The following is a 26,811-nucleotide window of genomic DNA, read 5'->3' as shown; positions in this document are numbered from 1 at the left end:
TGAGCATGCATCAGGTTATTTTCGGTAATCATGAGGAAAACACTTTAGAGCAATTTGAAAATTGCCTGCAAAAAGGACAGACTGTCGGTGGGGCCTTATGTGCAGATGGACATTACGGCTACAGTCAGCCGGTCGGAGCAGTAATTGTCTATGATGGACAAATAGCTCCTTCCGGTGTCGGATATGATATTGCTTGTGGGAACAAGGCAGTGAAAACCAATTTAACACATGCTGATATTGCAAAAGATATGCCTACAATAATGGACGAAATCAATGAAAATATTCCTTTTGGATATGGTAAAAGCAGCAAGGTAAAATATGATCACGAATTGTTTGATGATCCAACTTGGGATGTATTCCTGGAATTGGGACAACAAACACATGACAAATTAAAAGCCTTGGCTCGTCAACAGTTAGGTACAGCTGGCTCAGGTAACCATTATGTTGATCTTCTTGTTGATGAACAAACAAACCACGTTTGGGCAGCCAATCATTTTGGCAGTCGGGGACTTGGACACAGAATAGCAACTGGTTTTATGAATTTGGCGCAAAACCGCGAGTTTTTTGCAAAAACGAAGCAACAATCCATGGAACAGTCACCTATTTTATTAGATATGAATAGCGAGTTAGGGAATATGTATTACCGGGCAATGACTTTAGCGGGTCGCTATGCTTATGCCGGACGGGATATTGTTATTGATCAAGTTCTTACTATTCTTGGGGCACATGCTAGAACTGAAGTACATAACCATCACAACTATGCTTGGAAAGAAACACATCACGGGAAAGATTGTATCGTTGTGCGCAAAGGTGCAACACCTGCATTCCCTGGCCAGCTAGGCTTTGTCGGCGGCAGTATGGCTGATATTTCTGTTATATTGCAAGGGATTGATTCAGATAAAAGCAAGGATGCTTTCTACAGCACTGTTCATGGTGCCGGCCGGATTATGAGCCGTACAAAAGCTGCCGGCAAAATGAACTGGAAAAAGCGGAAACGTACAGGTGGTGTCATTCGACCTGAACAAATGGATGATGCGGTACATAATTATGGGGTTGAACTGCGTGGCGGCGGAACCGATGAAAGTCCTTTTGTCTACCGGAAATTAGAAGAAGTATTACACGCCCATCGTGGAACTATTGAAATTCTGCATACATTAAAACCAATCGGTGTTTGCATGGCGGGAGATTAATCGTTTACGAAGGTCGATAGAAAACTTCTCCTTTTTCACATTTAAAACATCTCCATCTTCTGGTTTTTCAAGCAAATAAATCGGGTATCGTTAATGAAGAAGATGAAGGAGGTGTTTTCATGACTATGCAGCGAATCGGAGCTTATCCAACAGTTGAGGAAGCCATACATGCTGCAAATAATCTGGAATTGAAGGGCTATAAAGCTGCCAATATTGTTATTTTCACAAATAAGCGCAGTCAAGAGGATATTAAGAAGTATACCGATGTAAATATTAATCATGATATTACAGAGCAAGATGAAAATGATTCACTCATTGATAAAGTTAAAACGTTGTTTACGGATTCCGAAAGTGATGAGGAAGAGCGTAGCAATTACGAAAAACTCGTGAATCTTGGATTTTCGGAAAAACAAGCAACAAAATGGACTGCTGAATTAGAAGCTGGCAGCACGATGATTTTTGCCGATGATGAGATACGAATGGGTCATCCGATTTCACAGCCCGAAATCCAATAATACCGACCGTCTATGCATGGATACGTAAAATCCAAGAAAAATTACACATTTCGCGACGGTTCACACGACTTCTACAATTAGTTCCACATTTAATTTACATTAAAGAGCTTAAAGAAATTATTTCTTTAAGCTCTGACTGTTTATAATCAATTCAATGAATACATTTGCTTTGGTCAATTCATAAAGGTTTCAACTAATTCATAGCATCTTTCTTCTGTAAGATTTGCTAGCACAGCAACATATTCTACACGTTCCTGTGTACCACCTTTATATTTTTCGGACGCCTCTAATGCAGAATCATCTCTATATTTTATCCAATTCCTTTGTTTCTTTCTCAGCTGGTCCATCTTTTCGGCAGATAGTTGTTCTTCAAGGATTCCATACATTTCATTCAACAAATCATCCCAAGCATCCCAACGATCGTTTTCCAATTTTTTCAACGCGTATGTTGATGAATCTGTTGCTTCCATTTCATCGACTTCTTTTTTAGTATCGTTTATTTTGTTGAGATACTCTTCTTTTAGACCCGAGGTAGTGTTATTAGTAGATGAGACTTCTTTTCTCACAGGTACTTTGTTTGATATTTCCTTTTTTTCGTTTGTATCATGATCACCTGTATCAAGGCTATCTGTATTAGTATTGTCGGTATTTGAAACATCTTCTGACACATCCGCATTAGAAGACTCGCTATTCGAGCTTTGAGGTGCAGCGTTATTTTGTGTCTGATTGTTCACCTTAGACTCTTCAGATGAATTTTCACAAGCATTCAATAAAATTACAAATACTACTGTGAACATTACCAATAAAAACTTCTGGGTGTTTTTCAATTTTGAATCCCCTTTTTAAAATTATACTAATGCCGAAATGATTGTTTATATAGCAAATTTACTTGGTTTAGAAAATATTAATCATTACACAATAATCCGAATACCTGTGATTTTTCATAGTAAGAAATAAGCTACCATAATACCTACAGATCCCATTAAAAAAGTAAAAGGTAGGTTTCTTAGCGTAATGCGGTAAGGACTTTGTTTGGTATTTATTGACGTCATGGTCACAGCAATTCCGTACGTACCTGATCCCGACGTGGCTAGAGCAGAAACAATTAACACAATTCCGATACTAATGGGATTGAATACATTAAACAGCGGTGACAATACTTCCAGTAATATACCAATTGTTGCAATTGGATGAACACCTAACATCGCCATAATGAAATACGTAAATAACACAAAAATAAAGATGATTAATGGATATTCGCTAAATATGAAGAATGGTTTTTGAATGACATCTAATACTGCTGTTGCATTTAAGCTGTTTGAAAAAAATGCAAGAGACGTAAATAAAATAACAAAATTTTGCATATGATTCATGTGGCGTTTCCAAACGTCCCACGCCAGAACTCGAAAATAATTCCATCTTTTCATCACAATTGCCCATAAAGCAGAAAACGGAATAATAACGAGCGTTACAGTTAAAATAAAATTTAATTGAAATAAATGCCCGACACCGATGACAGTGGATAGAAATAATAGTAAGGCAAGAAACAACTTTAAAACCTTTTTATAAATATCCATTGAAGACAATTCGTTTTCGTCTGTATATGGTGCTTCATAAGGAATAGATTGGTACGTTAATTTTCCGATGGCACGATCAATAAATAAAACAATGATGGCAATTAGCAACAACCAAGGTAAATAAATCAAATAATTAACTTCCGTATAATCAACAATAATCGCAACTGCAATCTCCATTGGACTCCAAATAAGCGCTAAACAAAAAGCTCGCAGCGTCGTTTTACTTATAAAAGAATTTCGTATCTTTTCATCCACTTTTTCCAAGTTTTTACTTAATATATTTTGGGATAAGTTGATGGCCGATAGATTCAAGAAGGTAACGAGTGTAAAAGAAGTTAATAAACTTCTCCCATACAATTTTCCTAAATGATCTACATTTTCTTTCAAAAGCTCATTTACCCGTTGATCGTACTTTCCGACATGTACAGCACTGTTAATCCATGGCAATACTGCGAAAAAGGCGAGCAATGGCATATTTGACGTCATAAACAATGGGAGCTTTATTAATGGAACTTCTGCTTGAATGTACATTGCTCCACCACAAATTAAAAATATACTGCCTAATATTTTAAATAGCTTACTGGCATCGATAAAAGAAATGGCAATCATAACAATAGCCAAAAGTCCAATGACATATTCGAGTGAATGGATGTTTAAAAAAACATTACTAAGATGCAGTAATAATACCGCAGCATAAAAAATATATAAATGATTACGCATATGTACCTTCATTCTCGTTGATTCCCTTCAAGTCTCTAATAAACTCCTTACCCACTATACCATAATTGATTCCATCCTTTTCAAAAAAATGGTTCAAATTTTTTTACATTATCGCTTATGAAATATACTTTTATTGTGGATTATCTTTTCTAATTTCCTACACGATAATCCGCACACTATAAAAATTGTTTCATCATATAACGACTAAGATTATGTAATTATTTGAATATATAATCTTTATAGTTTTTCTTATTTTTGCGTTGACAGCTTTGAACTTCTCGTGTAGATTAATGACACAGTAATTTTCCGACAATTAAATAGTTTTCTCTTATCAAGAGTAGCTGAGGGACTGGCCCGATGAAGCTCGGCAACCATCTATCAAAGGATAGAAAGGTGCTAATTCCTGCAAAACGTATGTTTTGAAAGATAAGAGAGGAAATCTTGTAATCTTAGAATCCTGGATTTATATTTTTACAAGCCTCTCTTTCTTTTGATAGAGAGGCTTTTTTCATTGTCGAATGAATTACTGAAAAATATTATCCGGGAGGAAAGAAAACATGAAAAGAACAGTATTTATTTTAAGCATTATATTATTTATTGGAGCACTTGCTGCTTGTGGTGGAGATGATTCAGAAAGCAGTACATTAAGTGAAGATAAATTGGTAATTGGAACGACATCCGGCCCACAGGAACAAATATTGGAAGTAGCGAAAGAAGTGGCAGCCGAAGATGGGCTTGAAATCGAATTAAAAGTATTCTCAGACTACATTTTACCTAACACTGCTTTGGCAGAAAATGAATTGGATGTCAATTGTTATCAGCACGAACCATTTTTAGCCGCTTTTAACGAAGACCATGGAACAGATTTAACAACCGTTGGAAAAACGATTTTAAACCCTATGGGCGTTTATTCGGAGAAACATAAAAGCTTTGAAGACATCCCGGATGGTGCATTGTTCGGGTTGCCGAACGATCCGACAAATGGTGCCCGGGCATTGTTCATTCTTGAAGAAGCAGGATATATTACGTTGGATACTGACAATAAGGAAAACGCAACGATCCATGACATAAAAGACAATCCTAAAAATCTAGAATTCATCGAACTGGAAGCATCACAAATTCCGAAGCAGCTTCCTGAATTGGAGGCCGCTGCAATCAATACGAACTATGCCTTGGAAGCTGGTCTTGTCCCGACAGATGATTCGATCATATTGGAATCTACTGACTCCCCATACGTGAACTACATTGTGACACGAACAGAAAACCAAGATGATCCTGTAGTTGAAAAGCTAGTAAGTGCATACCAATCCGACAAAGTAAAACAATTCATTGAAGAAGAATTCCAAGGATCCATGATTCCAAGCTGGGACGAATAATACAGCAGGGAACATTGCGATTCCGTAATGTTCCCTTTTGAAAGGAAGGACAGTAAATGATCGTTCTTGACCATGTTTCAAAATTTTTCTCATCAAAAAGCGGCGATATCAAAGCAGTAACCAATGTGAGTTTACATGTAAAACAAGGAGAAATCCATGGAGTTATTGGGTATAGCGGAGCTGGCAAAAGTACATTAATTCGCTGTGTCAATCTGCTGGAACAACCGACGAGCGGAAATGTGTTTATCCAGGGAAAGGAATCGACCTTCCTTTCCCCCGATAAACTACGATCCGTCCGGAAAAACATTGGAATGATTTTTCAAGGATTCAATTTATTAAAAACAGCTTCTGTATATGACAACATTGCCATTCCATTAAAATTACTCGGGTTAAAAAAAGAAGACGTGCATAAACGTGTTGAAAAGTATTTGGATATTGTTGATTTGGCAGATAAGAAAAACGCTTATCCGAATCAATTATCTGGTGGACAAAAACAGCGTGTTGCCATTGCAAGAGCACTGGCGCAGGAACCTGATATTTTACTTAGTGACGAAGCAACGAGTGCCCTTGATCCGGAAACAACGGATGCTATCCTTGATTTACTTCTAAAAATTAATGAAGAGTTTGGGATTACGATTTTACTTATTACACATGAAATGAATGTTATTCAAAAAATTTGTGACAACGTAACAGTTCTGGAAAAAGGTGAAGTAATCGAGCAAGGGACTGCCGTACAATTATTTGCCAGTCCTAAAAATAAAACTACACAAAAGTTTTTAAATACAATCTCGCAGCGCAAGTTATCTTCGTCGCTTATTTCACAGTTAAACTTAAACGGTACGGTTGTCCGTCTTACTTTTATTGGTGAAAATACTGGGGAACCTTTACTCGCACAATTAACAAAGAAATTTGATGTTCAGCCTAATATTTTAACAGCAAATATTATTGAACTGAAAAATGATATTATCGGCAATCTCGTCATTCATTTAACAGGTGATCAAGAAATAATCGAGCAAGCTTTACAATTTTTACGCAAGCAAAACGTCGGCATTGAACGGTTGGAGGGAAATTAAATGGATCGATTTGACACTTTTATTCATCAATGGACCCCAATAATTTGGCAAGCCATTATAGAAACATTTCAAATGGTTGGTGTATCCCTTCTGTTTGCCATCATCATCGGGATCCCACTAGGAATTTTACTAGTGATCACCCGTCCTGGTATGGCGTTGCAAAACAAATGGTTATATCAAAGCTTAAATCTATTCATCAATGTTGTCCGCTCTGTTCCATTTATCATTTTATTGTTTTTTATATTACCATTCACGAAAATTATTGCCGGCACAACGATTGGAGTAAAAGGAGTTATTGTTCCACTCGTAATTTATACTGCCCCATATATTTCCAGACTGATAGAAACGGGACTCTTGGAAGTAGAGCATGGGATCGTTGAAGCATATACCGCAATGGGAATTAAAACACGTCATATTATATGGCATGTCATGCTTAGAGAAGCGAGACCGTCCATTATATTAGGCTTGACTATTGCAACCGTCAGCCTCATTGGTGCAACCGCCATGGCTGGACTAGTCGGTGCTGGTGGACTTGGTGACTTGGCTTATCGGTATGGACATTTGCGTTATGAAGTGGATGTAATGTATGCAACTGTATTTATCCTTATTATACTCGTACAGCTTATCCAATCTATTGGCAACCGATTGGCAGCCCGATTGAAGAAAGATTAAAGAAGGAGAAATATGATGACAAAAAATTTATATGTAGAAGTAAACGAAGCCATTGCAACAATAGTAATCAATCGTTCGATAAAAAAGAATTCCATCACACTTGCAATGTTCAAGCAGCTTGCAAACTTATTGGATGAACTAAAAGAAAATGAAGCTATTAAATTATTACTCGTTCGAGGTGTCGATGAAACGGCTTTCTCTGCAGGTGCCGATATTAGTGAATTTTTGGAGATACGTTCCGCTCCTAAACAGGCAAAAGCGTATAACGATACCGCTCTCGAAGCGATTGAAAAGCTTTATCGTTTTCCAAAACCAACAATTGCACTCATTCAAACGTTGGCCATTGGCGGTGGACTTGAACTGGCTAATGCGTGTGACTTCCGCTTTGCCACACCAGAAAGCAAACTTGGAATTACAGCTGCAAACATCGGCATTGTATACAACTTGACAAGTACTAAGCGCCTGCTTAATTTGATTGGTCTGTCCAATACAAAAGAATTGCTTTATACAGCAAAGCTCATTACAGCTGAAGAGGGCTTGGAAATTGGTTTAATTGATTTTGTTCATCCAGCGAATGAAATTGAAGAAAAATGCATTGCATTTGCTGGCCGAATCATCGCGAAGTCATCCGTTGCTAATAGTGGGATAAAGCAAGTCCTTCAAGCAATTAATGATGGGGCAACTAATGAATCAGAGCATATTTCCAACTTAATTCTAGAGTCATTTATGTCAGAAGATTACAAAGAAGGCATTGAGGCGTTTCTAGAAAAAAGAAAACCTCAATTTCGATGAGGAGTGAATGACTTTGGTACTAATAAATGAAATAGACTCCTTAATAAAAGGTATGAACGTTGCAGATAATTTTCCCTGTACATTTGAACAACTGGAAGCTGAAGCAAAAGATAAACTATGTCCTCCCGCTTTTGACTATATCCAATCCGGAGCAAGCGCTGAGGAGACATTGCGCAAAAACACAGATGCTTTTGCTTCTTTCTCTATCGTTCCCAACCTTCTAAAGGATGTTTCAAACGTTGATACTACAATCAAATTATTCGAAAAAACGTACGCGCACCCTTTTTTGCTTGCACCTGTCGGTATGTTGAAGATCGCACATGAAAATGGGGAGCTAGCAGTTGCCAAAGCAGCGGCAAATCTGCAAGTTCCTGTTATTCAAAGCACAGTATCTAGCTATTCTATTATAGAAGAGGTATCTAAAGCGGTACCAGATAGCCCTAAATGGTTTCAATTATATTGGTCAAATAATGAAGCAATTACTTTCAGCATGGCAAAACGCGCAGAAAATCTTGGATATGAAGCTATCGTACTGACGGTTGACACGTTCATGTTTGGCTGGCGGGAAAAAGATATGGGCAACCGTTTTTCTCCTTTAAAGGAAGGATTCGGAAAAGCAAATTATGAAACAGATGAAGTATTTTTAAAGCATTTGTCTGAAGAAGGTGACACCGCGATAATTAAAAGCATTCTTGAAAACATCTACCACCCGAGCTTAAACTGGGAGCATGTGAAACGATTGAAAGAACAATCGAATTTGCCCATTTTGCTAAAAGGAATATTACATCCGGAAAATGCCCGTGAAGCAATTGCTAATGGCATCGACGGAATTATCGTATCGAATCACGGCGGCCGTCAGCTAGATGGTGTCATTTCCAGTATAGAGACACTTCCTGCTATTGCGGAAGCTGTTGCGGGGAAAATACCCATTTTGCTCGACAGTGGTATTCGCCGTGGTACAGATGTAGTAAAAGCAATTGCATTAGGTGCGGATGCTGTATTGATTGGTCGGCCTTATGTTTACGGACTTGCACTTGATGGCCAAAACGGCGTTGGAAAAGTACTCGAGCAATTCATTCAGCAAACAAAAGTATCCATCTCCCTAGCAGGAGCAACGAGCATAAATGATGTACAACAATTGATGATTGTATAACCAATTGAGGGTATTTGTTGCCTGCATTAAGTTACTTTATGTAAATATCCTGAAGCCGTAAAATCCCACTCATTTAGAAGTGGGATCCATCGGTTTTTTCTTTTGTAATTTCTTAAAATTAATTTTCTTACTTTATTTATTGATTTCCTTTTTTAACCCATTCCGTTACTGTCACTGTGCGTTTAGCTTGATGTTTTGCTGCGGCTTCTACATCTTCAACCATCTTACCAGATTGATCGACTGTAACACTCGTTCCGTAAGGATTTCCTCCTGCAGTAAAGATTGCTGAATCTGAATATCCCGGTGGAACAATAATAGCACCCCAGTGCATCATTGAAGTATATAAAGATAAAATTGTTGCTTCTTGTCCACCATGTGGATTCTGTGCTGAAGACATGGCACTCACAACTTTATTAATTGTCTTCCCACTTCCCCATAAACCACCTTGTGTATCCAAAAATTGTTTCATTTGAGATGCCATATTCCCAAAGCGTGTTGGTGTACTGAAAATAATAGCATCTGCCCACTCTACATCATCTGATGTTACTAATGGAACATTTTTCGTTGCTTCAACCGTAGATTTCCATAGTTCATTTCCTTCAATTACTGAATCTGGAGCTAATTCCTGCACCTTTAATACCCTTACCTCGGCACCTGCTTCTTTCGCGCCTTCTTCTGCCCATTTAGCTAATTGATAATTTGTTCCACCCATGCTATAAAAAACTACAGCTACTTTTACATTTGACATAATATCCGTCTCCTTCGATTCACCATAAAGTTGTCATTTATACTACCTTTTTTATCTTTTCTTTTTTCCCACATCTTATACGATCCATTCAACGCCCATTTAGCTAAACAAACTTTAGCCAACAAAATAGAAAATCATTAATTCAAGATGTATATATTTAAATAAACTGCATGCTACATTAATTGTTTTGAACAATTAAACAGGCATTTCCATACTCTCCAAAAAACAACCTTTCCATATAGTTCTATACTTTTCATACACATGATTTCATTCTTTATCTCGAATTCGAGATAAATTAATTGTATAATACTGATTAAAAAGTGTCAACCATTACTTGATTATTTATAAATGTAGATTACATTATACGGCTACTAAAAACCGGATCTTGACAAGGGGCGTTCACTGAATAGTCGCATGAAGCGAACAGTAAGTCTTTTTCCCTAGAGAAGACACGTGAATTGATTGCAAAGACCGGTTCTAGTATGCCAAATTTTTTTGCCAAGTAGGATCTTACCGATTTCTTGCTTACTACAAGAAGTACGTCTGCCGCTACTGTTACTGATGTTAATATACGGGGACTCACAAATGCATTAATGTACGGATTATTTATTTTAAACAACTATACTCTTTAATACGGATCGGATTCTCGCCCCTTTTCTACTGCTTCTTTTGTCGCTTTATTTGCATCGGAAGAACCTTGGCCATATTTAGTCTGTCCAGATGCACGGCCAATGTCGGGCTGTTTTTGTTGCATGTCTTTCATTGCAGCTATTTGTTTCTCCATGCTTTCCTTTACCCGTTTACCATAATCCTGATCGGCTTTTGTGAAATGGTCAATCATTGTCTCTTGTATCTTTTTATCGCATACCGCTAGTGCATCAGCCAAATTGTTAATTAATTCATCACGTTCCCAGTCCTCAAAACTTCGATACGTGTCGCCTGCTTGTCCATAATTATTCGGTCGATCAATCGGTGCACTCATTGCTTTAGCATTATATTCCGGGCGATGAGGTGGATACTTATTTTCACCTAACTCTTCGTAACCACCGAGCATGGAAGGCTCATAGTTAATATGCGGATTATCAGCAAAGTCTTCAGACTTACGAAAATCCATTTGCCCACGGCGTTGATTTGTTCGTACTGGCGTTTTTGGAGCGTTAACAGGTAATTGTAAGTAGTTAGAACCGACACGATAACGTTGCGTATCGGAATAAGAAAAAGTACGTCCTTGTAACATTTTATCATCTGAAAAATCCATCCCATCGACAAGCACACCTGTCCCAAAAGCAGCCTGTTCAATTTCAGAATGGAAGTCAACAGGGTTTTCATTTAGTACCATTCGACCAACTGCCAACCAAGGAAATTTATCTTCTGGCCATAATTTTGTATCGTCTAGTGGATCAAAATCAAGCTCCTCATGATACTCGTCCGACATGATTTGCACGAATAACTCCCACTCAGGATAGTCGCCACGTTCAATTGCTTCGTACAAATCCTGTGTCGCATGTCCGACATTTTTAGCTTGTATGTTATCCGCTTCTTCTTGAGTTAAATTACGAATTCCTTCTTTCGGCTCCCAGTGATATTTTACTAACACAGCATCCCCATCAGCATTCACCCATTTATAAGTATTCACACCAGATCCTTGCATATGACGATACGTCGCTGGAATGCCCCAAGGAGAAAATAAGAAGGTAATCATATGAGTGGCCTCAGGCGTTCTGGACACAAAATCAAACATCCGTTGGGGATTCGGAACATTCGAAGATGGATCTGGTTTGAAGGCATGGATCATATCCGGAAATTTCATCGCATCACGAATAAAAAATATCTTCAAATGATTACCGACAAGATCCCAATTGCCATCTTCTGTATACATTTTTATCGCAAACCCTCTAGGGTCTCGTGCTGTTTCAGGTGAATCCTTTGCACCCGCAACAGTGGAGAATCGAACCATTAACGGCGTCTTTTTTCCGGGGTTTGAAAACACTTTCGCACGTGTATATTTTTCAACCGGCTCCTCTCCTACCTTCCCATACGTTTCGAAATAACCAAAAGCTCCTGTCCCTCTCGCATGGACGACTCTTTCCGGCACTTCTTCGCGATCAAAATGCGACATTTTCTCGATGAAATGATAATTTTCTAATGTAGCTGGACCCCGGTCCCCGATTGTGCGTATGTTTTGATTATCCTCGACAGGTCGTCCTTGACGCGTCGTTAATATGTCACGTTCACCATTTGTTGCTTTGGATGTATTTTTATCTTGTTGATTAGCCAATCAAAAGGCCTCCTTTTTGTCTAGTTCCTATATACCTAAAAGTATTGTCACCTTCCTGCTCTAGTTTATGCGTATAAAAAAGGGGATCTAAGTAAAAAAAACGTGATCCCAACTTATAATTGGGACACGTCTATTATTCTGCAAATTTTTCATTCATCTTTTCTTTGACTTTTGCCTCGATTTTTTCAACTCGGTCGCCCTTTAATTTTAATACCGGCTTTGGGTGAAACCATTCGATATATCCATGGCGGAAAGTACCTTTAAATTCTTCGCCTTGAATTTTCAGTTTGAACATATGCATCTTACGAGATTGGTTATTTTCAAGGGATTCAATTTCGATGTTATCTGTATCGTCTCTTACCCCATGTTCACCTAACAATTCGTATACTTCATGTTCTAGTGCACGTAATTCGCTTTTCGACACGACTTGTTTTGGATGTGGGTTCAACCAATGAATTTCACCTCCATGATAATCCCCCTTATAATACTTTCCATCAATGACTAATTTAAACTCATGCCGTTCATATGGTCTTGCTTTATATTTCGAATCTACCTCAAAATTGTCAACCACTAAAACACCTCCTATAATATTTAATGCGTTTATTAACCACACTATTTCTGTGCAAATACATGCTTACATAGCACGTTAATGAACATAAGTTATTTAATACATTCCTTATTTCCAGCTAATTTATGCCTCTTTTTAGATAAAACTTCAAAATAACTATGTAATCTCTGCAAAATCGATGGTTCGATCTGAGATTCGGTTTAACAAATGCACATCATGACTAATTGCCAAAACACCTATATTCCGTGTTTTCGTAATGTGTAGTGCTGTCTGCCATATTTCCGCTTGTGTAACTGCATCCAGCATCGTCGTTATTTCATCCGCGATTAAAAACTCTACTTCCCCTGTCAAAGCACGCGCTAGACAAAACCGTTGTAATTCTCCCCCCGATAATTCGCTCGGCCAGCGTGATAGCCACGTTTCTTTGATTCCTAATGCTTGAATCAACTCCATATCGATTTCTCCTACTTCTTCTAACATCCGACGCATTCGCCACCTTGGATTAATTACTCGTTCAGGATGCTGCCCTATTAGTTGGACAGGATGAACCGAACGAACTGGAATTTCACCGCCATCAATTGTTACTTTTCCCATCACTTGCTGTTTATATCCGCTCATTATTTGTGCCAATGTTGATTTACCTGAACCACTCGTACCAAATAACCCAACTACTTCTCCTGATTTCAACGTCAAATCAAGATCTTTAAATAAGAATGTGCTATTAGGATACTTGTAACTAAGCTGCTTTACTACTAATTCGCGTGGAGACTGTTGTAATGACATGTTTTTTATATCACCTTGAACAGACTTTTTGGGTGCAGTGAAATTATTTTGTGGTAATGCGTTCCACAACACTTTGGTGTACGGATGTTGGAGCCGTTCCCCTTCATTCGTAAATTGCTCAACAGATGCAACTTCAATCGTTTTCCCTTCATTAAATACGACAATTTTATTTGCAAGTTGTAAAGCAACGTCGATATCATGCGTAATTAGCATCATCGCTTTATCTCTCGTCACTAACCGTTTCATTTCGTGAACTGTTTCAGCAAGTGACTTGGGATCAAGTCCAGGTGTAGGTTCATCAGCTATAATCAGCTTACTTTCTGTACCCAACACTGTGGCTGCAAGAACGCGCCGCTGCATCCCTCCTGATAATTCAAATGGATATTTATCGCCTACTTCTTTTCCTAAGCCAACTTTGTTAAAAATCGCTTGCTGTGTTACCCGTTTATTTTTTGTATGAATTGTCGTCTCCACTTGTTTTCCTGTTTTCATTAACGGATCTAGCGCATTAACAGATTGAGGGATAAGCGAAATTTCTTTGCCGCGTAGCTTCTTTTGACGATTTTTCGTTAAAGGCTTACCACGGTAGTTGAGCGTTCCGGTCGTTTCGGCATGGTTAGGTAAAATACCTAAAATCGCATCCGCTAATAAGCTTTTTCCGGAACCACTTGCACCAACTACAGCAACGATTTCACCTTCATGAATTAAAAAATTAAGTTTATGAATAACGGTTAACTCGGCCTCACGCAATCCACGTTCAAATTGACGAAACGTTAATGCAAAATCCTTCACTTCAAGTAATGGTGTTTTCGCTTGCAGCATCCTCTCACCCCCTAGACCCATCAAACGGATCCATTAATAAACGAATGTTACGTCCAAGTGCATCAAAAATACCAATCATCAACAATAGCATCAATCCAGGAAAAAAGGCTAACCACCATAATCCAATCGATAAGTATTGCATTGATTCGGATAAAATAATTCCAATAGCGGGGCTTTCTGAAGATAAGCCGAACCCTAAAAAGGTGATCGCCGCTTCATGTAAAATTGCATGTGGGAATAATAATATAAATCCGATTACAAGTTGTGGAATTAAATGAGGCATAAAGTGATGCCGCGCAATCCACCATTTCGTTTTTCCCAATTTCTTTGAAACTGCCACATATTCAGCTGTTTTTACTTGCATGATTTCAGCACGGAATAAACGAGCTAATGCCGGCCAGTGCGTTAAAGCAAGTCCAATCACAACTCCTTTAAATCCTCCACCAAAAACAAACGAAATTAAAATCAATGTAACAAGATGTGGTACACTAAGAAATAAATCTATTAACCACGTCACAATCGTGTCCGCAAGCTTATTCCATGAAGCAACTAAACTTAACAGTAAAGCGAGTATCGTACTGGAAAATGCCGCTATAATACCGACCAAAAAACTAAGTGTCAACCCCTTTAGCGTGCGTAACAACATATCACGTCCTAGCCAATCTGTGCCAAAGACATGTTGCCACGAAGGCGCTTCATTTTTGGCAAGAATATCTAACGTAATGCTTTCGGAATCAATGAACATTCCACTTCCAATTAGTATTACTAAAAAGATAGCGGCGCCTACAATAATGATTATGGTACGTTTTCTAATGTTTGTCGCAAAAGACTTTTTCCTCTTCATCGTTTGTTCTACCATTACATCCCCCAATCCTTTCGAAGGCGTGGGTCAATCATTCGATAGATTAAATCGGCGAGTAAATTTCCCGTAAATACTAACACCGTACTAAATAAAACGATGCCTAATAATAAAGGGACATCACTTCCTAATCCAGCTTGCACAATCGCTTGGCCTAATCCTGGATAGGAGAAAACTTCCTCAACAATTACTGTGCCACCAAATAATTCTCCAAATGAAGCAAAGTGTAAAGAAACAGCCGGTAAAGACACATTTCTCAATCCGTGTCTCCATAGCAAAGTAAACCCCGATTCGCCTTTTGCTTGGGCAAATCGGACATATTCACTTTTAAGCACATCAATTAATTTTTGCCTCGTATGCAATGCAACATTCTGAACGCCTAATATACTTAACGTAACGGCAGGTAAAACGAGATGACGTAATCTATCTACAAGCGTTACTTGGTCCGCAAGCACACCTGCGGGAGAACCTAATCCAATTGGTAACCAACCTAACGATACAGCAAAAACACTTAACAACAAAAGGCCGACCCAAAATGCCGGTGTCGACGCAAGGGTGAAACAATATGCTTTTATTATTCTGTCGATCCACGTCCCATGTTTCATTCCTGCGATGATTCCTAACACAAAACCGAACACACCGGAAAACACCCAGGCAATTGCCATTAATGCGATGGAGGCAAAGAATCGTTCACTAATTACGTTGATTACCGGGCTACGGTATAATAGTGATATACCCAAATCCCCCTGTATGACCACTTTGCCCCAATTTAAAAATTGCTGTACTTTTGGCTCATTCAATCCCCAATATTCCGCAATATTTTCCCTTTGTTCCGGACTCACCCGGTTCATCTCCGCGCCAATGTATGATTGAATAGGGTCAACTGGTGAAAAACTAATGAGAGTAAAGGATAGAATGCTAACTGCAATGAGTAACGTTATTAATTTTAACGCGTTACGAATAATAAATTGGCTTATTCGATTAACTGACATACTACCCCACTTTCCCTTCTCTACCCCTGATTGATTTCTTTTTAATAAACCATCTATCTTCGAATTAACATGCAGGATATTACTTACATGCAATGCCTCGTTTTTTTCTATGATAAGTTATTGCAGCAAGACCACCGCATTTCTACGATGCGCTATGTATAAGGATCTTCTTTAAGAAAAGCGCTAGCGCCCTGCCTAGAAACGTAGCGACTGCGCCAGCTCATAGCTGGTGGTTCGATGTCGCCACGCAAAGTGGCGGTTTTAATCGAACATTCCCATATACTCTGAGATAAAGGAATCATGCCCCTTCATAGGGGATACGTGAGTTGGGCGCAAAGCCCGTTTTTAGTCGGCCTTCCTTTGCCTTACCGAATCGATGATGACTTTCACCCAAGGGCATAAGTGCGACTAAGCCTCTGTCTAAAGCCAATCGGAAAGTCTTCTTTATCGTAAGGCGCTACGGGAAGTCGCCTAGTTTCTGGGCTAGCAGGCTTAGAACGCCACGTCCTGGGACTGCGCATAAATGCTCGCCCCACCGAAAAGATTGCACTAGAACATCCTGGGACTGTAGCTACGCTTTCGTCCCACCGTAAAGATTTGTACGTCGAAGCTAGACAGCTATGCGCCAAGATTTTAAACTTTCTTATATCTTTAAAAAAACTCCTATTTGTTTACTCTTTCCATTTCCAATCATTGATAAAATCTGTTATCGGCCAGCCGTGACCGTGTGGCTGTACTCTTTGTTCTCCTATATCAAGATTTTCATTAACTAAGTATATATGATTTACGTTCACTAACCAAACCCAAGGAGCATCTCCTTTTGCTGAAAATCCTGTTTCCCCATCCCATTGCGCTTTTTTCCAATGTCCATTTGCTTCTTCCTGTGTTGTTGAGCGCATGGCTTCTTCCATGTGTTTATCTACGACAGGGTTAGAATAATAATTTATGTTATAAAAACCTTTTCCACGTGTTTTACTACTATAAATGTTATACATCTCGATTGGATCATGGCTTCCCCACCCCATCATGACAGGGTTGGAGTACATTGTATTCTCTAAATTAGCCCAATTTTGATCTTTCGTTCTTACTTCAATACCAAGTTCTTTTAATTGATCAGCGACGGCTAATGATAAAGATTGACGAATGTCATCTCCGGATGGATACAATAAATCGAACGATGCTTCTAAATTACCTTTGACACGAATGCCTTCTTCATTTTGTTCCCAACCTGCGTCATCTAAAATTTGCTTCGCTTTTTTAATGTCCGCATCCTTGATTTCCGTTTCCGCATTCCACCATGGTAAATGATCGGCAACAGAAAATGCCTTCGTACCAAATCCATTTAGTACACCTTCTACTAATGCTTCACGATCAATACCTACGTCAATCGCTTTTCGAATCGCTTTATCAGACGTTACATCATTTCCGATTGGTACCCCGTCTTCTGTCTCTTCACCTTCTTCAACGAATGGAAATACAATTCCACGGTTATCGATGGTGTCTAATTCAACTAAGTCCATACCGCCGACTTCTTGTGTTGCAAATCCTGGTGTAATCGCAACGACATCAACTTTTCCTGCCTTCGCTGCAGCAAACGCTGCGTCTTCTTCATAAAATAGGAACGTCAGCTTTTTAAATTGTGATATGTTGCCATAATAATTCGGGTTTGCTTCAACAATTAACTGTTCACCTTTGTCCCACTGAACTAATTGATATGGTCCGGAACCAATTGGGTTTTCATTATACGTTTCGTCGTATGCGTGCTTTGGTACGATACCTGTAGTTGCTAATAACGTTATAAATGTTGAGTCAGGGTGCTCCAGTGTAAATTCAACTTGAAAGGCTTCCATTGCTTCCACTTGTTTAAGATTACTTAAATCAAGGACTGAGCCACTTTCTTGCGCAGTTGCATATGTAAATACTACATCTTCAGCTGTTAGTTTTTCACCATCTGAAAACAAAACATCATCACGCAATTCAAACGTATACGTTAACCCATCTTCACTCACTTCATAATTAGTTGCAAGATCATGTTGAACATTAAAATCCTGATCGTATGTTAACAACGTACTTTGGAACAATGGAGAACCATATAACCCCCAGCCTGTCGTCGGGTCGAATCCATCATCTACTTCGCCGCCAATTGATAAAATTAATTCATCCTTTTTAGCATCGCCATTCTCTGTAGTTGTACTGGTGTCGTTATCGTCTGAACAAGCGCTTAACACTACTAAAATACTAATCAAAAAATATAAAGCTATTCTTTTCATATCGTTCGCTCCCTACCTAAATATACGGAAATTGTCTGATTAATTATACTGTTGGATTAGGGAAATATGTAATAAAATTCATTTGCCCATGAAGCTCTATCACACATAATACCCGACAACTCCCACTAATTGTCGGGTATAAACTAGTACTTTCTTAAGAAGCTTGGTTTTGTTTGATACCATTCTTCAGAGATGACATGGTGACAAGCAGTAATTATTTGTTCGATCACTTGCGTGTAATTTGCCATAATTCGAATGGTAAATCCGGGTACTGTTAACTGAGATAAGCCAAAAGAAAAGTCCCCTTCGCACACTTGAATTGTTTCGTACAAACGATCGAGTAACGCACTGTCTGTCTTCTCCCCAACAACAATAAATGAACCTAGATGTGTGTATCCTTCCATAAAACCTAATCCAGTCATTTGTTGTGTATCCGGTTCTAGCTTAATATGATCAAAAGCGACTAGTTCATTTTCTAAATAAATTTCCGTTTTCAGCCGAAGCATATCATAACTAAATTGGATTTCTTTGGGCGACCAACCTGGTGTTAAAATATCCGAATATAGTAATGTGGCTCCTTCTTCCATATGTATCGTGTTTAATTGGAAATACCTAGCATGTTCATAAGCGATTAACGCATCCGGAATATATTCTAAATAACTATCTTTCTTTAGATGAAAATTCGCTTCTTGATATACTTGTTCGTTCGGTGTTTTATAAACCTTTGTTGAAGATTGTGTCGTCAACGTTAACGCAGCTGCTTCTTCTAATGTGATATTCATGCGATAGGAATCTCCATCTAAAAAACCGCCACCTGGATTTAACAAGTAGTAACAGGGGATATTCCCGTTGTTGTGATAAATAGGGCGCATTACTTTGAATGCACCCTTATAGTACACATTTTTCGCGACCGTTCTTCCTTGACGATTTTCCATGTCAAGTTCCAGAACACCTGTCCAATTAGACATCTTGACCTAACCCTTTTAATAAAGCATGTTCATTTATCCAATTTACGACTTCATCCAGTCCTGTATCATCTTTTAAATTCGTAAAGATGAAAGGTTTATCACCACGGAATACTTGTGTATCAGCTTCCATTACTTCCAAGCTTGCGCCAACGTAAGGGGCTAAATCTGTTTTATTAATAATAAATAAATCAGACTTGATCATTCCTTGTCCGCCTTTTCGTGGAATTTTTTCCCCTTGAGCTACGTCGATAATATAAATTGAGAAATCAACTAATTCCGGACTAAATGTCGCCGCTAAATTATCACCGCCACTTTCAACAAAAATCAATTCTACATCCGGATGTTGTTCTTTGATTTCGTCAATTGCGGCAAAATTCATCGAAGCGTCTTCTCGAATTGCTGTATGTGGACAACCGCCAGTTTCTACCCCTACAATACGGTTCTCGGCCAATACGCCATTATCTACTAAAAACTTTGCATCTTCTTTCGTATAAATGTCGTTCGTGATGACAGCCATACTTACATCATCCTGTAAAGCGCGCGTAATTTTCTCGACTAACATCGTCTTCCCTGCACCTACAGGGCCGCCAACTCCAATTCTAATTGGTTCCATCTTATCTACATCCCCTTTTCTATCTACATCAATTCATTTATGAGCTGAAAATTCGAATACCGACCCGCTCGTGTTGCATTTGAGATAATTCTAAACCTGGTGAAACAACCCCTAATTCAGTCTCATCCAATTGCATAATCTTATTTGTTGCCTCTTGTAATTGTGCTTGAAATGAATGAATGATTTTTTGTCCCGTTGTTTGCCCTAATGGAATTGCTCGAACCGCGTTTTGGACGAGACCAACAATCGTTGAATACAAATAATACGAAATTGTTGTTTCTTTATCGACTTGCAAATGATATCCAGCAATCGCAAACACAATGGCTGGATGTCCGAATGCCCGTTTATCACGGACTCGATTTCGATACATTTTTAATAAATCCGATTCATAAATTGATGTTGCGATATGAAGCATTCCATCTCCCATTCGCTGCGTCCCTTCTCTTGATTCGCGTGCTAAATTTTGTACGCGTAGAAGGCGATCAAGCTCCCAGACAGTGTCCAAGTCATCTTCTTCAAGTGCTTCATATACGAGTCGTACTGCCAATCCATCTGCATGTGTAAGCTGTTCCTTTACGTATACTTCAAGCCATTCTAAAAAACTATCGGCATCATGAACAATGTCTATTTGAATATATGTTTCCAACCCAAATGACTGACTGAATGCCCCATTTGGAAAGTTCGAGTCACACAGTTGGAATAAAGATAACGTATTATTAATCATGGCTATGACCAATATGACGAAAAGGTTTTTCTACTTTACGCTCTTCACGAGCAAATGGAATGTTCATTTCTAGCAGCAATTCTTCTACAAGATAGTCGTATTGGACAAGCATGGCATCCTCATCAAACTGAGCTGGTAAGTGACGATTTCCCAATTCGTGAGCAATCGTCCCCATTTCATTCATATTGCGTGGGCGAATCACGAGTAGATCATCTGACAGCACATCAATAATAATCATATTTTCGTCATCCATAAATAGCACATCGCCCGCTTCTAAGTCTTTTGGATTTTTTAGTCGAATACCTAGTTCACGGTTATGGTCCGTCTTAACACGCTGAATCCGTTTCATTAAATGCGCACTCTCTAAATACACTTTTTCTTTATGGCGCTTTTCTAATTCAGTTGCATCCAAATCGTCTATATTTGCTACGATTTCTTCTATAATCATTGCTTTTCACCTCAGAATAAGAAATAACGTTGCCCTATTGGTACGACATCAACAGGATCGCATGAAATTACTTCTCCATCGATTTTCACTTCATATGTTTGTGGATCGACGTCGATATCCGGTGTTGCATCATTTAATTTCATATTTTTTTTCGTCAGATTACGAATATTATGTACAGGTAAGACCATCTTCTGTAAGCCTAATCTACCTTTAATATCGTTATCATAAGCATATTGTGAAACGAAAGTAATCGAACTGTTTTTCAACCCTTTTCCCATCGCTGCAAACATTGGGCGATAAATCATTGGTTGCGGTGTTGGAATCGTTGCGTTCGGATCCCCCATCAAGCTTTGTACAACCATGCCGTTTTTCACTATCATTTCTGGTTTCGCTCCGAAAAATTTCGGTTCCCATAAAACTAAGTCAGCCATCTTTCCAACTTCAATCGAACCTATATAATCATCCATACCATGTGCGATTGCAGGATTGATGGTGTATTTCGCAACATAACGTTTTGCACGATTATTGTCATTATACTCTCCGTCGCCTTCCATCGAACCGAGCTGATGCTTCATTTTGTGAGCTGTTTGCCACGTACGTAAAGCAACTTCTCCAATTCGGCCCATCGCTTGTGCATCTGAACTCGTCACACTAAAAACACCCATATCTTGTAAAACATCTTCTGCTGCAATGGATTCATTACGAATTCTAGAGTCAGCAAACGCAATATCCTCAGGAACGGATGGATTCAAGTTGTGTGCCACCATTACCATATCTAAGTGTTCATCAATTGTGTTTACAGTGTATGGTAGTGTTGGGTTGGTTGACGCTGGTAAAACGTTCATATAGCCTGCAGACTTAATTAAGTCAGGAGCATGTCCTCCACCTGCCCCTTCCGTATGGTACATATGAATCACACGATCTTTAATTGCTGCCATCGTATCTTCAAAAAAGCCACTTTCATTTAGTGTATCTGCGTGAAGTGCGATTTGAACATCAAATTCATCTGCGACTGCTAATGCGTGGTCGATTACAGATGGGGTTGCTCCCCAGTCTTCGTGGATCTTTAAACCAATTGCACCTGCCATTATTTGTTCTGCTAATGGGCCTCTAGCTGCAGCATGTCCTTTTCCGGTTAAACCAACATTAATCGGTGCATCTTCCAGCGCACCTAACATTTGCTCTATATGCCACGGACCAGGTGTTGCCGTTGTCGCTCTTGAACCAGCACCGGGACCTGCTCCTCCGCCAACTAATGTTGTCGTTCCAGCTGACAACGCAACATCAAATTGGTCTGGATTAATAAAGTGCACGTGCGTATCGATTGCACCTGCTGTCACAATTCTTCCCTCACCGGAAATGATCTCTGTGCTTGCACCAATGATAATGTCGACCTTATCTTGCACTAATGGATTTCCCGCTTTTCCAATCATCGATATTTTCCCGTCGCGAATGGCAATATCCGCTTTATAAATACCTGTATAGTCTAAAATAAGCGCATTTGTAATCACTGTATCTGGCACACGCTCATCTTCTTCCCGTGTAATTAAAGGGTGTTGACCCATTCCATCACGGATTACCTTGCCTCCACCAAATACAACTTCTTCTCCATATTTAGTATAGTCTTTTTCTACTTGAATATATAAATCTGTATCTGCCAACCGAACGGAATCCCCTGTTGTCGGGCCATACATTTGTGCATATTGTTCTCTCGTCATCTTAAAACTCATGTGTTATCCCTACCTTTCAATGGGCCTTCTACTTTATTATGAAAACCATGAATTTTTCTTTCGCCTCCATAATCAATGAGTTGAACTTCCTTTTCATCGCCTGGCTCAAATCTAACTGCGGCTCCGGCCGGGATGTTCAATCGTTTACCATAAGCAACATCACGATTAAAATACAATGCGTCATTTACCTCATAAAAGTGATAGTGAGAGCCTACTTGTATTGGTCGGTCGCCTTTATTTATTACAAATACTTCTATGCTTTCATCATTTTCATTAATAATAATTTCTTCATTTTTTAAAATATATTCGCCCGGTAGCATACGATTCATTCTCCTTCCTACTGTTTATGATGAAACAATTTAACGTATTGGATGGTGTACGGTCACGAGTTTTGTACCATCCGGGAATGTTGCTTCAACTTGTATGTCATCAATCATTTCAGCAACTCCATCCATTACATCTTCACGCTTTAAGATGGTTGCTCCATATTCCATTAACTCTGCGACAGTCTTCCCATCTCTTGCACCTTCAAGCATTTCATATGTAATAATAGCAGTAGCTTCCGGATGATTTAATTTCAATCCACGTTCTTTTCTCCTTCTAGCAAGATCTGCAGCAACAACAATAAGTAACTTATCTTTTTCACGTGGTAATAATTGCACGGACAAGCCTCCTAAAAGTAATTATTTATTATCTTATACTTAAATATCAGTTTTCCCTTAAATTTCATTTAAAAACCTACTTTTTAACAATTTGAGAAATGAAAATAATATCGTTCATAGCTTCATAACAAATGATTAAAAATAACTTACCGTGATTTCGAGGTGATTATATAATATTGATTTAGATGCCTCATTCATTACTTGGTTAGTTTATCAGCAATTTGGAGGGTATAATGTTCCAACCACTCGAAATGAATAATGTTTTAAAACAGAAGAAAATTCGTATATAATAGATAAGATTACGAAATGCAATAGGAGATGTAGATAAATGGCTGTAAATGAAGGTAGCATTAATACTAATAATAATCGAGGACGATTGCTTGTAAAATGCCCTGATAAACCAGGCATCGTGGCGGCTCTTTCCAAATTTTTATATGATCATAACTCAAATATTATTGAATCCAGCCAATATTCAAGTGATCCGGAAGGCGGGACATTCTTCATTCGAATTGAATTTCACTCCGAAGGCCTTCAGGAAAAGCGTCAAGTGTTGGAAGATGACTTTAAAACGCTGGCCTCCACTTTTTCCATGGAATATCGCTTTACTTATAGCGACAAAAAAAAGCGAACGGCGATCTATGTTTCAAAAGAAGTTCATTGCTTAATGGAATTGCTGTGGGAATGGCAAAGCGGTGACCTGGATACGGAGCTTGTTGTCGTTATCAGCAATCACGAGACAGCTCGACCAATCGTAGAATCACTCGGCATACCCTTCTACTATATACCGGCGAGAAAAGATATTCGTGAGCAAGTCGAGGAAAAACAAATTCAACTAATGAAAAAGTACCAAGTTGATGTTCTTATCCTAGCACGTTACATGCAAATCTTAACACCAAATTTTGTCAATCACTTTCCTAACCAAATTATTAATATTCACCATTCCTTTTTACCGGCATTTATTGGTGCAAGACCATATGAACGTGCTTATGACCGCGGGGTCAAACTGATTGGAGCAACTTCCCACTATGTGACGAACGATCTAGATGAAGGGCCGATTATCGAACAAGACATCGAGCGGGTAGATCACCGCGATCGTATAAACGACTTAAAGAAAATCGGACAGCAAGTGGAACGACGCGTACTTGCACGAGCTGTTAAATGGCATCTAGAAGACCGCATTATTGTTCAAAGTAATAAAACAATTGTATTTCGCTAACGTAAAGCTTGAATCCTGACAATGGTTTTAGAACTTTTTACCTTTGTCAGGATTGTTAAATATTATGACCTCTTCGTTTACCAGGCTTTGAAGAAAAGCATATACAGAACTAAACAAATATATTATAATAAAGCCGATAAACGAAGTGAGGGTGCTTTCAAATGAATAATAGTGAAATTTCTTTGCGTGAAAAAAGCATTGTTTTTATCGGCTTTATGGGCGTCGGCAAGACAACCGTAGCAAAACTCGTCGCGGAAAAACTATACCGCAGCTTTATTGACATTGATGCGGAAATCGAAAAAAAATTTCAAATGGCGACGACTGAAATTTTTAAAACGTACGGCGAACAAAAGTTTAGAGAAAAGGAAAAAGAATACATATTAAAATATACAAATGAACGTCTGAAAGTAATTTCTGTAGGTGGTGGAGCATTTCTGCAAGATGATATTCGACAAGCTTGTATGGAAAATGCAATTGTTTTTTATTTGGATATTTCGTGGGAATCTTGGAAAGACCGGTTAAATATGCTGGTTGATAGTCGACCAGTTTTACAAAATCGTTCCATTGAAGATATTGAAACGTTATTTCACGAACGGAAAAAAATTTACTCGGAACATAATTCACGTTTAGAAACGGATAACTTTAACCAAGAGGAAGCAGCAACATATATTATCGACTCATTAAAGTTGGCGTGGGAGCTGTATGACTAAAAAGAATCAACAAATGATGAGAGTTTAAGTTGAATTTCGATTAATAAACAAAATTGAAACATTCATTCAATTAAAAAGTATTAAATTTAATCCTTCAGTTCTTATTTCATCATTTTAAGTGGAAAATTAAAATAAATGATTATGAAGGCTGCAATCGGAATACATAGCAACCATGCTAATAATGGTCTGCTATGGTGAAGACGTAATATAGGAAACATGATACAGTTCAAGGCGATAGACCAGCCGAAATCCCAGCCGTTATAATAACTCCCTAATCCGGTTATAATCGAAACATATTCAGTCACACTAAAAATAACAACCCACAATAAGATCCAGCCAGTTTGTCTCACCTTCTGTTTTGGATAATTGGCAAGGAAAATCAAAACAACAGTTGGATACATAAAAAACGCAATTAAAAAGTCAGTTAGTGTATGGTTGGGAAGAAAAAGAGATTCTTCAAACATCCAAAGTGGATGCTCGTACATTAAAATGGCACTAAAGAAATCCAAGCAAATCATAAACAAAATGGTTGGATAATACTTTTTCAAAGCTTTCCAATTCCCCTGTATAGAAGCAGTTATTATAAACATTAAAGGTTGAACTATCTGCAGAAAAATTGAGCCAAGGACAAACTTCATTCTAAGACTCACCCACCAAGCAATCGCATATTTTACACAAAAAAGCGAGATTTAAATAAAAGGGATCTATATTATTTTTCCTCTAAATAGTTTTCATATCCCTATTCACTAGCGTTGCATTAATTAAAACAAATAATTACTAATATTCCCAATGATCAGTAATTTGCTTTTTCTCCAATAAAAAATCCTTTATAATGGAGAGACAGGTGGTTCCTGTCCAAATCCCATTACAAAGGATAACAGATATGGACAAGAATACACGAAAATCATCATTTGGTAAATGGATAAGCCCTATTAATTTTAAAAAATTGGATGAGCACGTAAGTTTAACCAAACAAGATCATTACACAAAGAAGTTAACCACTGCTTCCTACATTAAGATGATGCTGCTAGCGCAGCTACATGAAACGGAAAGTCTGCATGCAATGAGTGATGCGCTTTTGAATGGGGAACTACAACAAGAACTTGGGTTTGCATCGATCAGTGCTTCGCAGTTATCCCGTAAAAATAATGAAATGGATCCATCGATTCTTGCGACAATTTTTATGGATTTGGTGGCACAAATCAAAAGTTATCACCACAGTTGCACCCAGCGGGTGCCATTGAAAATCATTGATTCAAGTACGCTGCCACTTAATCTAACGCATTATAAGTGGGCGAAGTTTCGGAAAACAAAAGCGGGTGTCAAACTACATTTACGGCTTGTATTCATGG

At 38.5% G+C, this 26,811-nt stretch carries 27 protein-coding genes and 1 riboswitch; of the genes, 10 read left to right on the top strand and 17 right to left on the bottom strand.

Annotated features, from left to right (window positions below):
* The first annotated feature begins 5 nt into the window (after positions 1–5).
* On the top strand, positions 6–1,190 hold the full coding sequence (locus ACLIBG_RS09835) for an RtcB family protein (protein WP_439312590.1): 1,185 nt from the start codon (positions 6–8) through the stop codon (positions 1,188–1,190).
* Positions 1,191–1,309: 119 nt separating this feature from the next.
* The gene (locus tag ACLIBG_RS09830) at positions 1,310–1,705 is read left to right on the top strand and encodes a general stress protein (RefSeq protein ID WP_439312589.1); all 396 of its coding nucleotides are present in this window, start codon (positions 1,310–1,312) and stop codon (positions 1,703–1,705) included.
* Between the two features lie 173 nt (positions 1,706–1,878).
* Here the strand turns inward: ACLIBG_RS09830 and ACLIBG_RS09825 are convergent, their stop codons facing one another.
* Positions 1,879–2,532 (bottom strand): lysozyme inhibitor LprI family protein, encoded by a 654-nt coding sequence (locus ACLIBG_RS09825; RefSeq protein ID WP_439312588.1) that lies wholly within the window; start codon positions 2,530–2,532, stop codon positions 1,879–1,881.
* Between the two features lie 114 nt (positions 2,533–2,646).
* A complete protein-coding gene (locus tag ACLIBG_RS09820; protein ID WP_439312587.1) occupies positions 2,647–4,014 on the bottom strand; it encodes a hypothetical protein in 1,368 nt (455 codons plus the stop codon).
* 313 nt (positions 4,015–4,327) lie between these two features.
* A riboswitch (SAM riboswitch) is annotated at positions 4,328–4,435 on the top strand.
* Positions 4,436–4,559: 124 nt separating this feature from the next.
* On the opposite strand from ACLIBG_RS09820, the gene ACLIBG_RS09815 reads away from it, so the two are divergent.
* From ACLIBG_RS09815 to ACLIBG_RS09795, 5 genes are read left to right on the top strand one after another with little or no spacing between them, the layout of a single operon-like run.
* The gene (locus ACLIBG_RS09815) at positions 4,560–5,378 is read left to right on the top strand and encodes a MetQ/NlpA family ABC transporter substrate-binding protein (RefSeq protein WP_439312586.1); all 819 of its coding nucleotides are present in this window, start codon (positions 4,560–4,562) and stop codon (positions 5,376–5,378) included.
* A 56-nt stretch (positions 5,379–5,434) separates the two neighbouring features.
* Entirely contained in the window at positions 5,435–6,451 is a 1,017-nt protein-coding gene (locus tag ACLIBG_RS09810) for a methionine ABC transporter ATP-binding protein (RefSeq protein ID WP_439312585.1), read from the top strand.
* The gene (locus tag ACLIBG_RS09805; RefSeq protein ID WP_439312584.1) at positions 6,452–7,123 is read left to right on the top strand and encodes a methionine ABC transporter permease; all 672 of its coding nucleotides are present in this window, start codon (positions 6,452–6,454) and stop codon (positions 7,121–7,123) included.
* Positions 7,124–7,138: 15 nt separating this feature from the next.
* Positions 7,139–7,915 carry an enoyl-CoA hydratase/isomerase family protein gene (locus ACLIBG_RS09800; protein ID WP_439312583.1) on the top strand — a complete coding sequence of 259 codons (777 nt, stop codon included), beginning with the start codon at positions 7,139–7,141 and terminating at the stop codon, positions 7,913–7,915.
* Positions 7,916–7,922: 7 nt separating this feature from the next.
* Positions 7,923–9,068: an alpha-hydroxy-acid oxidizing protein gene (locus ACLIBG_RS09795; RefSeq protein ID WP_439312582.1), complete on the top strand. Its 1,146-nt coding sequence runs from the start codon at positions 7,923–7,925 to the stop codon at positions 9,066–9,068.
* A gap of 136 nt (positions 9,069–9,204) precedes the next feature.
* On the opposite strand, the gene wrbA is transcribed toward ACLIBG_RS09795, so the two are convergent.
* The 14 genes from wrbA to ACLIBG_RS09725 all read right to left on the bottom strand — a co-directional run bounded on the left by wrbA (position 9,205) and on the right by ACLIBG_RS09725 (position 23,533).
* Positions 9,205–9,816 carry an NAD(P)H:quinone oxidoreductase gene (wrbA, locus tag ACLIBG_RS09790; RefSeq protein ID WP_439312581.1) on the bottom strand — a complete coding sequence of 204 codons (612 nt, stop codon included), beginning with the start codon at positions 9,814–9,816 and terminating at the stop codon, positions 9,205–9,207.
* 628 nt (positions 9,817–10,444) lie between these two features.
* Positions 10,445–12,094, bottom strand: coding sequence for a catalase (locus tag ACLIBG_RS09785; RefSeq protein ID WP_439312580.1), 1,650 nt, complete (start codon positions 12,092–12,094; stop codon positions 10,445–10,447).
* A gap of 133 nt (positions 12,095–12,227) precedes the next feature.
* Positions 12,228–12,665 (bottom strand): HicA family toxin-antitoxin system, encoded by a 438-nt coding sequence (locus ACLIBG_RS09780; protein WP_439312579.1) that lies wholly within the window; start codon positions 12,663–12,665, stop codon positions 12,228–12,230.
* Between the two features lie 153 nt (positions 12,666–12,818).
* Entirely contained in the window at positions 12,819–14,267 is a 1,449-nt protein-coding gene (locus tag ACLIBG_RS09775; RefSeq protein ID WP_439312578.1) for an ABC transporter ATP-binding protein, read from the bottom strand.
* Between the two features lie 4 nt (positions 14,268–14,271).
* On the bottom strand, positions 14,272–15,126 hold the full coding sequence (locus ACLIBG_RS09770; protein WP_439312577.1) for an ABC transporter permease: 855 nt from the start codon (positions 15,124–15,126) through the stop codon (positions 14,272–14,274).
* The gene (locus ACLIBG_RS09765; RefSeq protein ID WP_439312576.1) at positions 15,126–16,118 is read right to left on the bottom strand and encodes an ABC transporter permease; all 993 of its coding nucleotides are present in this window, start codon (positions 16,116–16,118) and stop codon (positions 15,126–15,128) included. Before ACLIBG_RS09765 ends, ACLIBG_RS09770 begins: the two co-directional genes overlap by 1 nt.
* 671 nt (positions 16,119–16,789) lie before the next feature.
* On the bottom strand, positions 16,790–18,388 hold the full coding sequence (locus tag ACLIBG_RS09760) for an ABC transporter substrate-binding protein (protein ID WP_439312575.1): 1,599 nt from the start codon (positions 18,386–18,388) through the stop codon (positions 16,790–16,792).
* 143 nt (positions 18,389–18,531) lie between these two features.
* Positions 18,532–19,356 carry an urease accessory protein UreD gene (locus ACLIBG_RS09755; protein ID WP_439312574.1) on the bottom strand — a complete coding sequence of 275 codons (825 nt, stop codon included), beginning with the start codon at positions 19,354–19,356 and terminating at the stop codon, positions 18,532–18,534.
* A complete protein-coding gene (gene ureG, locus ACLIBG_RS09750) occupies positions 19,349–19,969 on the bottom strand; it encodes an urease accessory protein UreG (RefSeq protein ID WP_439312573.1) in 621 nt (206 codons plus the stop codon). Before ureG ends, ACLIBG_RS09755 begins: the two co-directional genes overlap by 8 nt.
* 37 nt (positions 19,970–20,006) lie before the next feature.
* Positions 20,007–20,693 carry an urease accessory protein UreF gene (locus ACLIBG_RS09745; RefSeq protein ID WP_439312572.1) on the bottom strand — a complete coding sequence of 229 codons (687 nt, stop codon included), beginning with the start codon at positions 20,691–20,693 and terminating at the stop codon, positions 20,007–20,009.
* Positions 20,686–21,141 carry an urease accessory protein UreE gene (ureE, locus tag ACLIBG_RS09740; protein ID WP_439312571.1) on the bottom strand — a complete coding sequence of 152 codons (456 nt, stop codon included), beginning with the start codon at positions 21,139–21,141 and terminating at the stop codon, positions 20,686–20,688. The genes ACLIBG_RS09745 and ureE overlap by 8 nt, the downstream gene beginning before the upstream one ends.
* 11 nt (positions 21,142–21,152) lie before the next feature.
* On the bottom strand, positions 21,153–22,871 hold the full coding sequence (ureC, locus tag ACLIBG_RS09735) for an urease subunit alpha (RefSeq protein ID WP_439312570.1): 1,719 nt from the start codon (positions 22,869–22,871) through the stop codon (positions 21,153–21,155).
* Entirely contained in the window at positions 22,868–23,191 is a 324-nt protein-coding gene (locus tag ACLIBG_RS09730) for an urease subunit beta (protein ID WP_439312607.1), read from the bottom strand. The genes ureC and ACLIBG_RS09730 overlap by 4 nt, the downstream gene beginning before the upstream one ends.
* A gap of 39 nt (positions 23,192–23,230) precedes the next feature.
* Entirely contained in the window at positions 23,231–23,533 is a 303-nt protein-coding gene (locus ACLIBG_RS09725; protein ID WP_439312569.1) for an urease subunit gamma, read from the bottom strand.
* A gap of 328 nt (positions 23,534–23,861) precedes the next feature.
* Between ACLIBG_RS09725 and purU the strand changes: the two genes are divergently transcribed.
* Entirely contained in the window at positions 23,862–24,749 is an 888-nt protein-coding gene (gene purU / locus ACLIBG_RS09720) for a formyltetrahydrofolate deformylase (protein ID WP_439312568.1), read from the top strand.
* Positions 24,750–24,910: 161 nt separating this feature from the next.
* Positions 24,911–25,459 carry a shikimate kinase gene (locus ACLIBG_RS09715; RefSeq protein ID WP_439312567.1) on the top strand — a complete coding sequence of 183 codons (549 nt, stop codon included), beginning with the start codon at positions 24,911–24,913 and terminating at the stop codon, positions 25,457–25,459.
* Between the two features lie 101 nt (positions 25,460–25,560).
* Here the strand turns inward: ACLIBG_RS09715 and ACLIBG_RS09710 are convergent, their stop codons facing one another.
* Positions 25,561–26,007: a CBO0543 family protein gene (locus ACLIBG_RS09710; protein WP_439312566.1), complete on the bottom strand. Its 447-nt coding sequence runs from the start codon at positions 26,005–26,007 to the stop codon at positions 25,561–25,563.
* A gap of 335 nt (positions 26,008–26,342) precedes the next feature.
* On the opposite strand from ACLIBG_RS09710, the gene ACLIBG_RS09705 reads away from it, so the two are divergent.
* The coding region (locus tag ACLIBG_RS09705; protein WP_439312565.1) for a DUF4372 domain-containing protein at positions 26,343–26,811 on the top strand (469 nt) is incomplete at its 3' end.

This window comes from Virgibacillus sp. W0181 (assembly GCF_051846915.1).
Classification (GTDB): Bacteria; Bacillota; Bacilli; order Bacillales; family Amphibacillaceae; genus JBPYCR01.
Note: the sequence above shows the minus strand (reverse complement) of the source record. Positions and strands in the feature narration are given on the sequence as shown.

Bases quoted from the DNA above. Each gene is read 5' to 3' on its own strand.
- ACLIBG_RS09835 (WP_439312590.1), top strand. From the start codon at position 6: ATGCATCAGGTTATTTTCGGTAATCATGAGGAAAACACTTTAGAGCAA.
- ACLIBG_RS09830 (WP_439312589.1), top strand. From the start codon at position 1,310: ATGACTATGCAGCGAATCGGAGCTTATCCAACAGTTGAGGAAGCCATA.
- ACLIBG_RS09820 (WP_439312587.1), bottom strand. From the start codon at position 4,014: ATGAAGGTACATATGCGTAATCATTTATATATTTTTTATGCTGCGGTA.
- ACLIBG_RS09815 (WP_439312586.1), top strand. From the start codon at position 4,560: ATGAAAAGAACAGTATTTATTTTAAGCATTATATTATTTATTGGAGCA.
- ACLIBG_RS09810 (WP_439312585.1), top strand. From the start codon at position 5,435: ATGATCGTTCTTGACCATGTTTCAAAATTTTTCTCATCAAAAAGCGGC.
- ACLIBG_RS09805 (WP_439312584.1), top strand. From the start codon at position 6,452: ATGGATCGATTTGACACTTTTATTCATCAATGGACCCCAATAATTTGG.
- ACLIBG_RS09800 (WP_439312583.1), top strand. From the start codon at position 7,139: ATGACAAAAAATTTATATGTAGAAGTAAACGAAGCCATTGCAACAATA.
- ACLIBG_RS09795 (WP_439312582.1), top strand. From the start codon at position 7,923: ATGACTTTGGTACTAATAAATGAAATAGACTCCTTAATAAAAGGTATG.
- wrbA (WP_439312581.1), bottom strand. From the start codon at position 9,816: ATGTCAAATGTAAAAGTAGCTGTAGTTTTTTATAGCATGGGTGGAACA.
- ACLIBG_RS09775 (WP_439312578.1), bottom strand. From the start codon at position 14,267: ATGCTGCAAGCGAAAACACCATTACTTGAAGTGAAGGATTTTGCATTA.
- ACLIBG_RS09770 (WP_439312577.1), bottom strand. From the start codon at position 15,126: ATGGTAGAACAAACGATGAAGAGGAAAAAGTCTTTTGCGACAAACATT.
- ACLIBG_RS09765 (WP_439312576.1), bottom strand. From the start codon at position 16,118: ATGTCAGTTAATCGAATAAGCCAATTTATTATTCGTAACGCGTTAAAA.
- ACLIBG_RS09760 (WP_439312575.1), bottom strand. From the start codon at position 18,388: ATGAAAAGAATAGCTTTATATTTTTTGATTAGTATTTTAGTAGTGTTA.
- ACLIBG_RS09755 (WP_439312574.1), bottom strand. From the start codon at position 19,356: ATGTCTAATTGGACAGGTGTTCTGGAACTTGACATGGAAAATCGTCAA.
- ureG (WP_439312573.1), bottom strand. From the start codon at position 19,969: ATGGAACCAATTAGAATTGGAGTTGGCGGCCCTGTAGGTGCAGGGAAG.
- ACLIBG_RS09745 (WP_439312572.1), bottom strand. From the start codon at position 20,693: ATGATTAATAATACGTTATCTTTATTCCAACTGTGTGACTCGAACTTT.
- ureE (WP_439312571.1), bottom strand. From the start codon at position 21,141: ATGATTATAGAAGAAATCGTAGCAAATATAGACGATTTGGATGCAACT.
- ureC (WP_439312570.1), bottom strand. From the start codon at position 22,871: ATGAGTTTTAAGATGACGAGAGAACAATATGCACAAATGTATGGCCCG.
- ACLIBG_RS09730 (WP_439312607.1), bottom strand. From the start codon at position 23,191: ATGCTACCGGGCGAATATATTTTAAAAAATGAAGAAATTATTATTAAT.
- purU (WP_439312568.1), top strand. From the start codon at position 23,862: ATGGCTGTAAATGAAGGTAGCATTAATACTAATAATAATCGAGGACGA.
- ACLIBG_RS09715 (WP_439312567.1), top strand. From the start codon at position 24,911: ATGAATAATAGTGAAATTTCTTTGCGTGAAAAAAGCATTGTTTTTATC.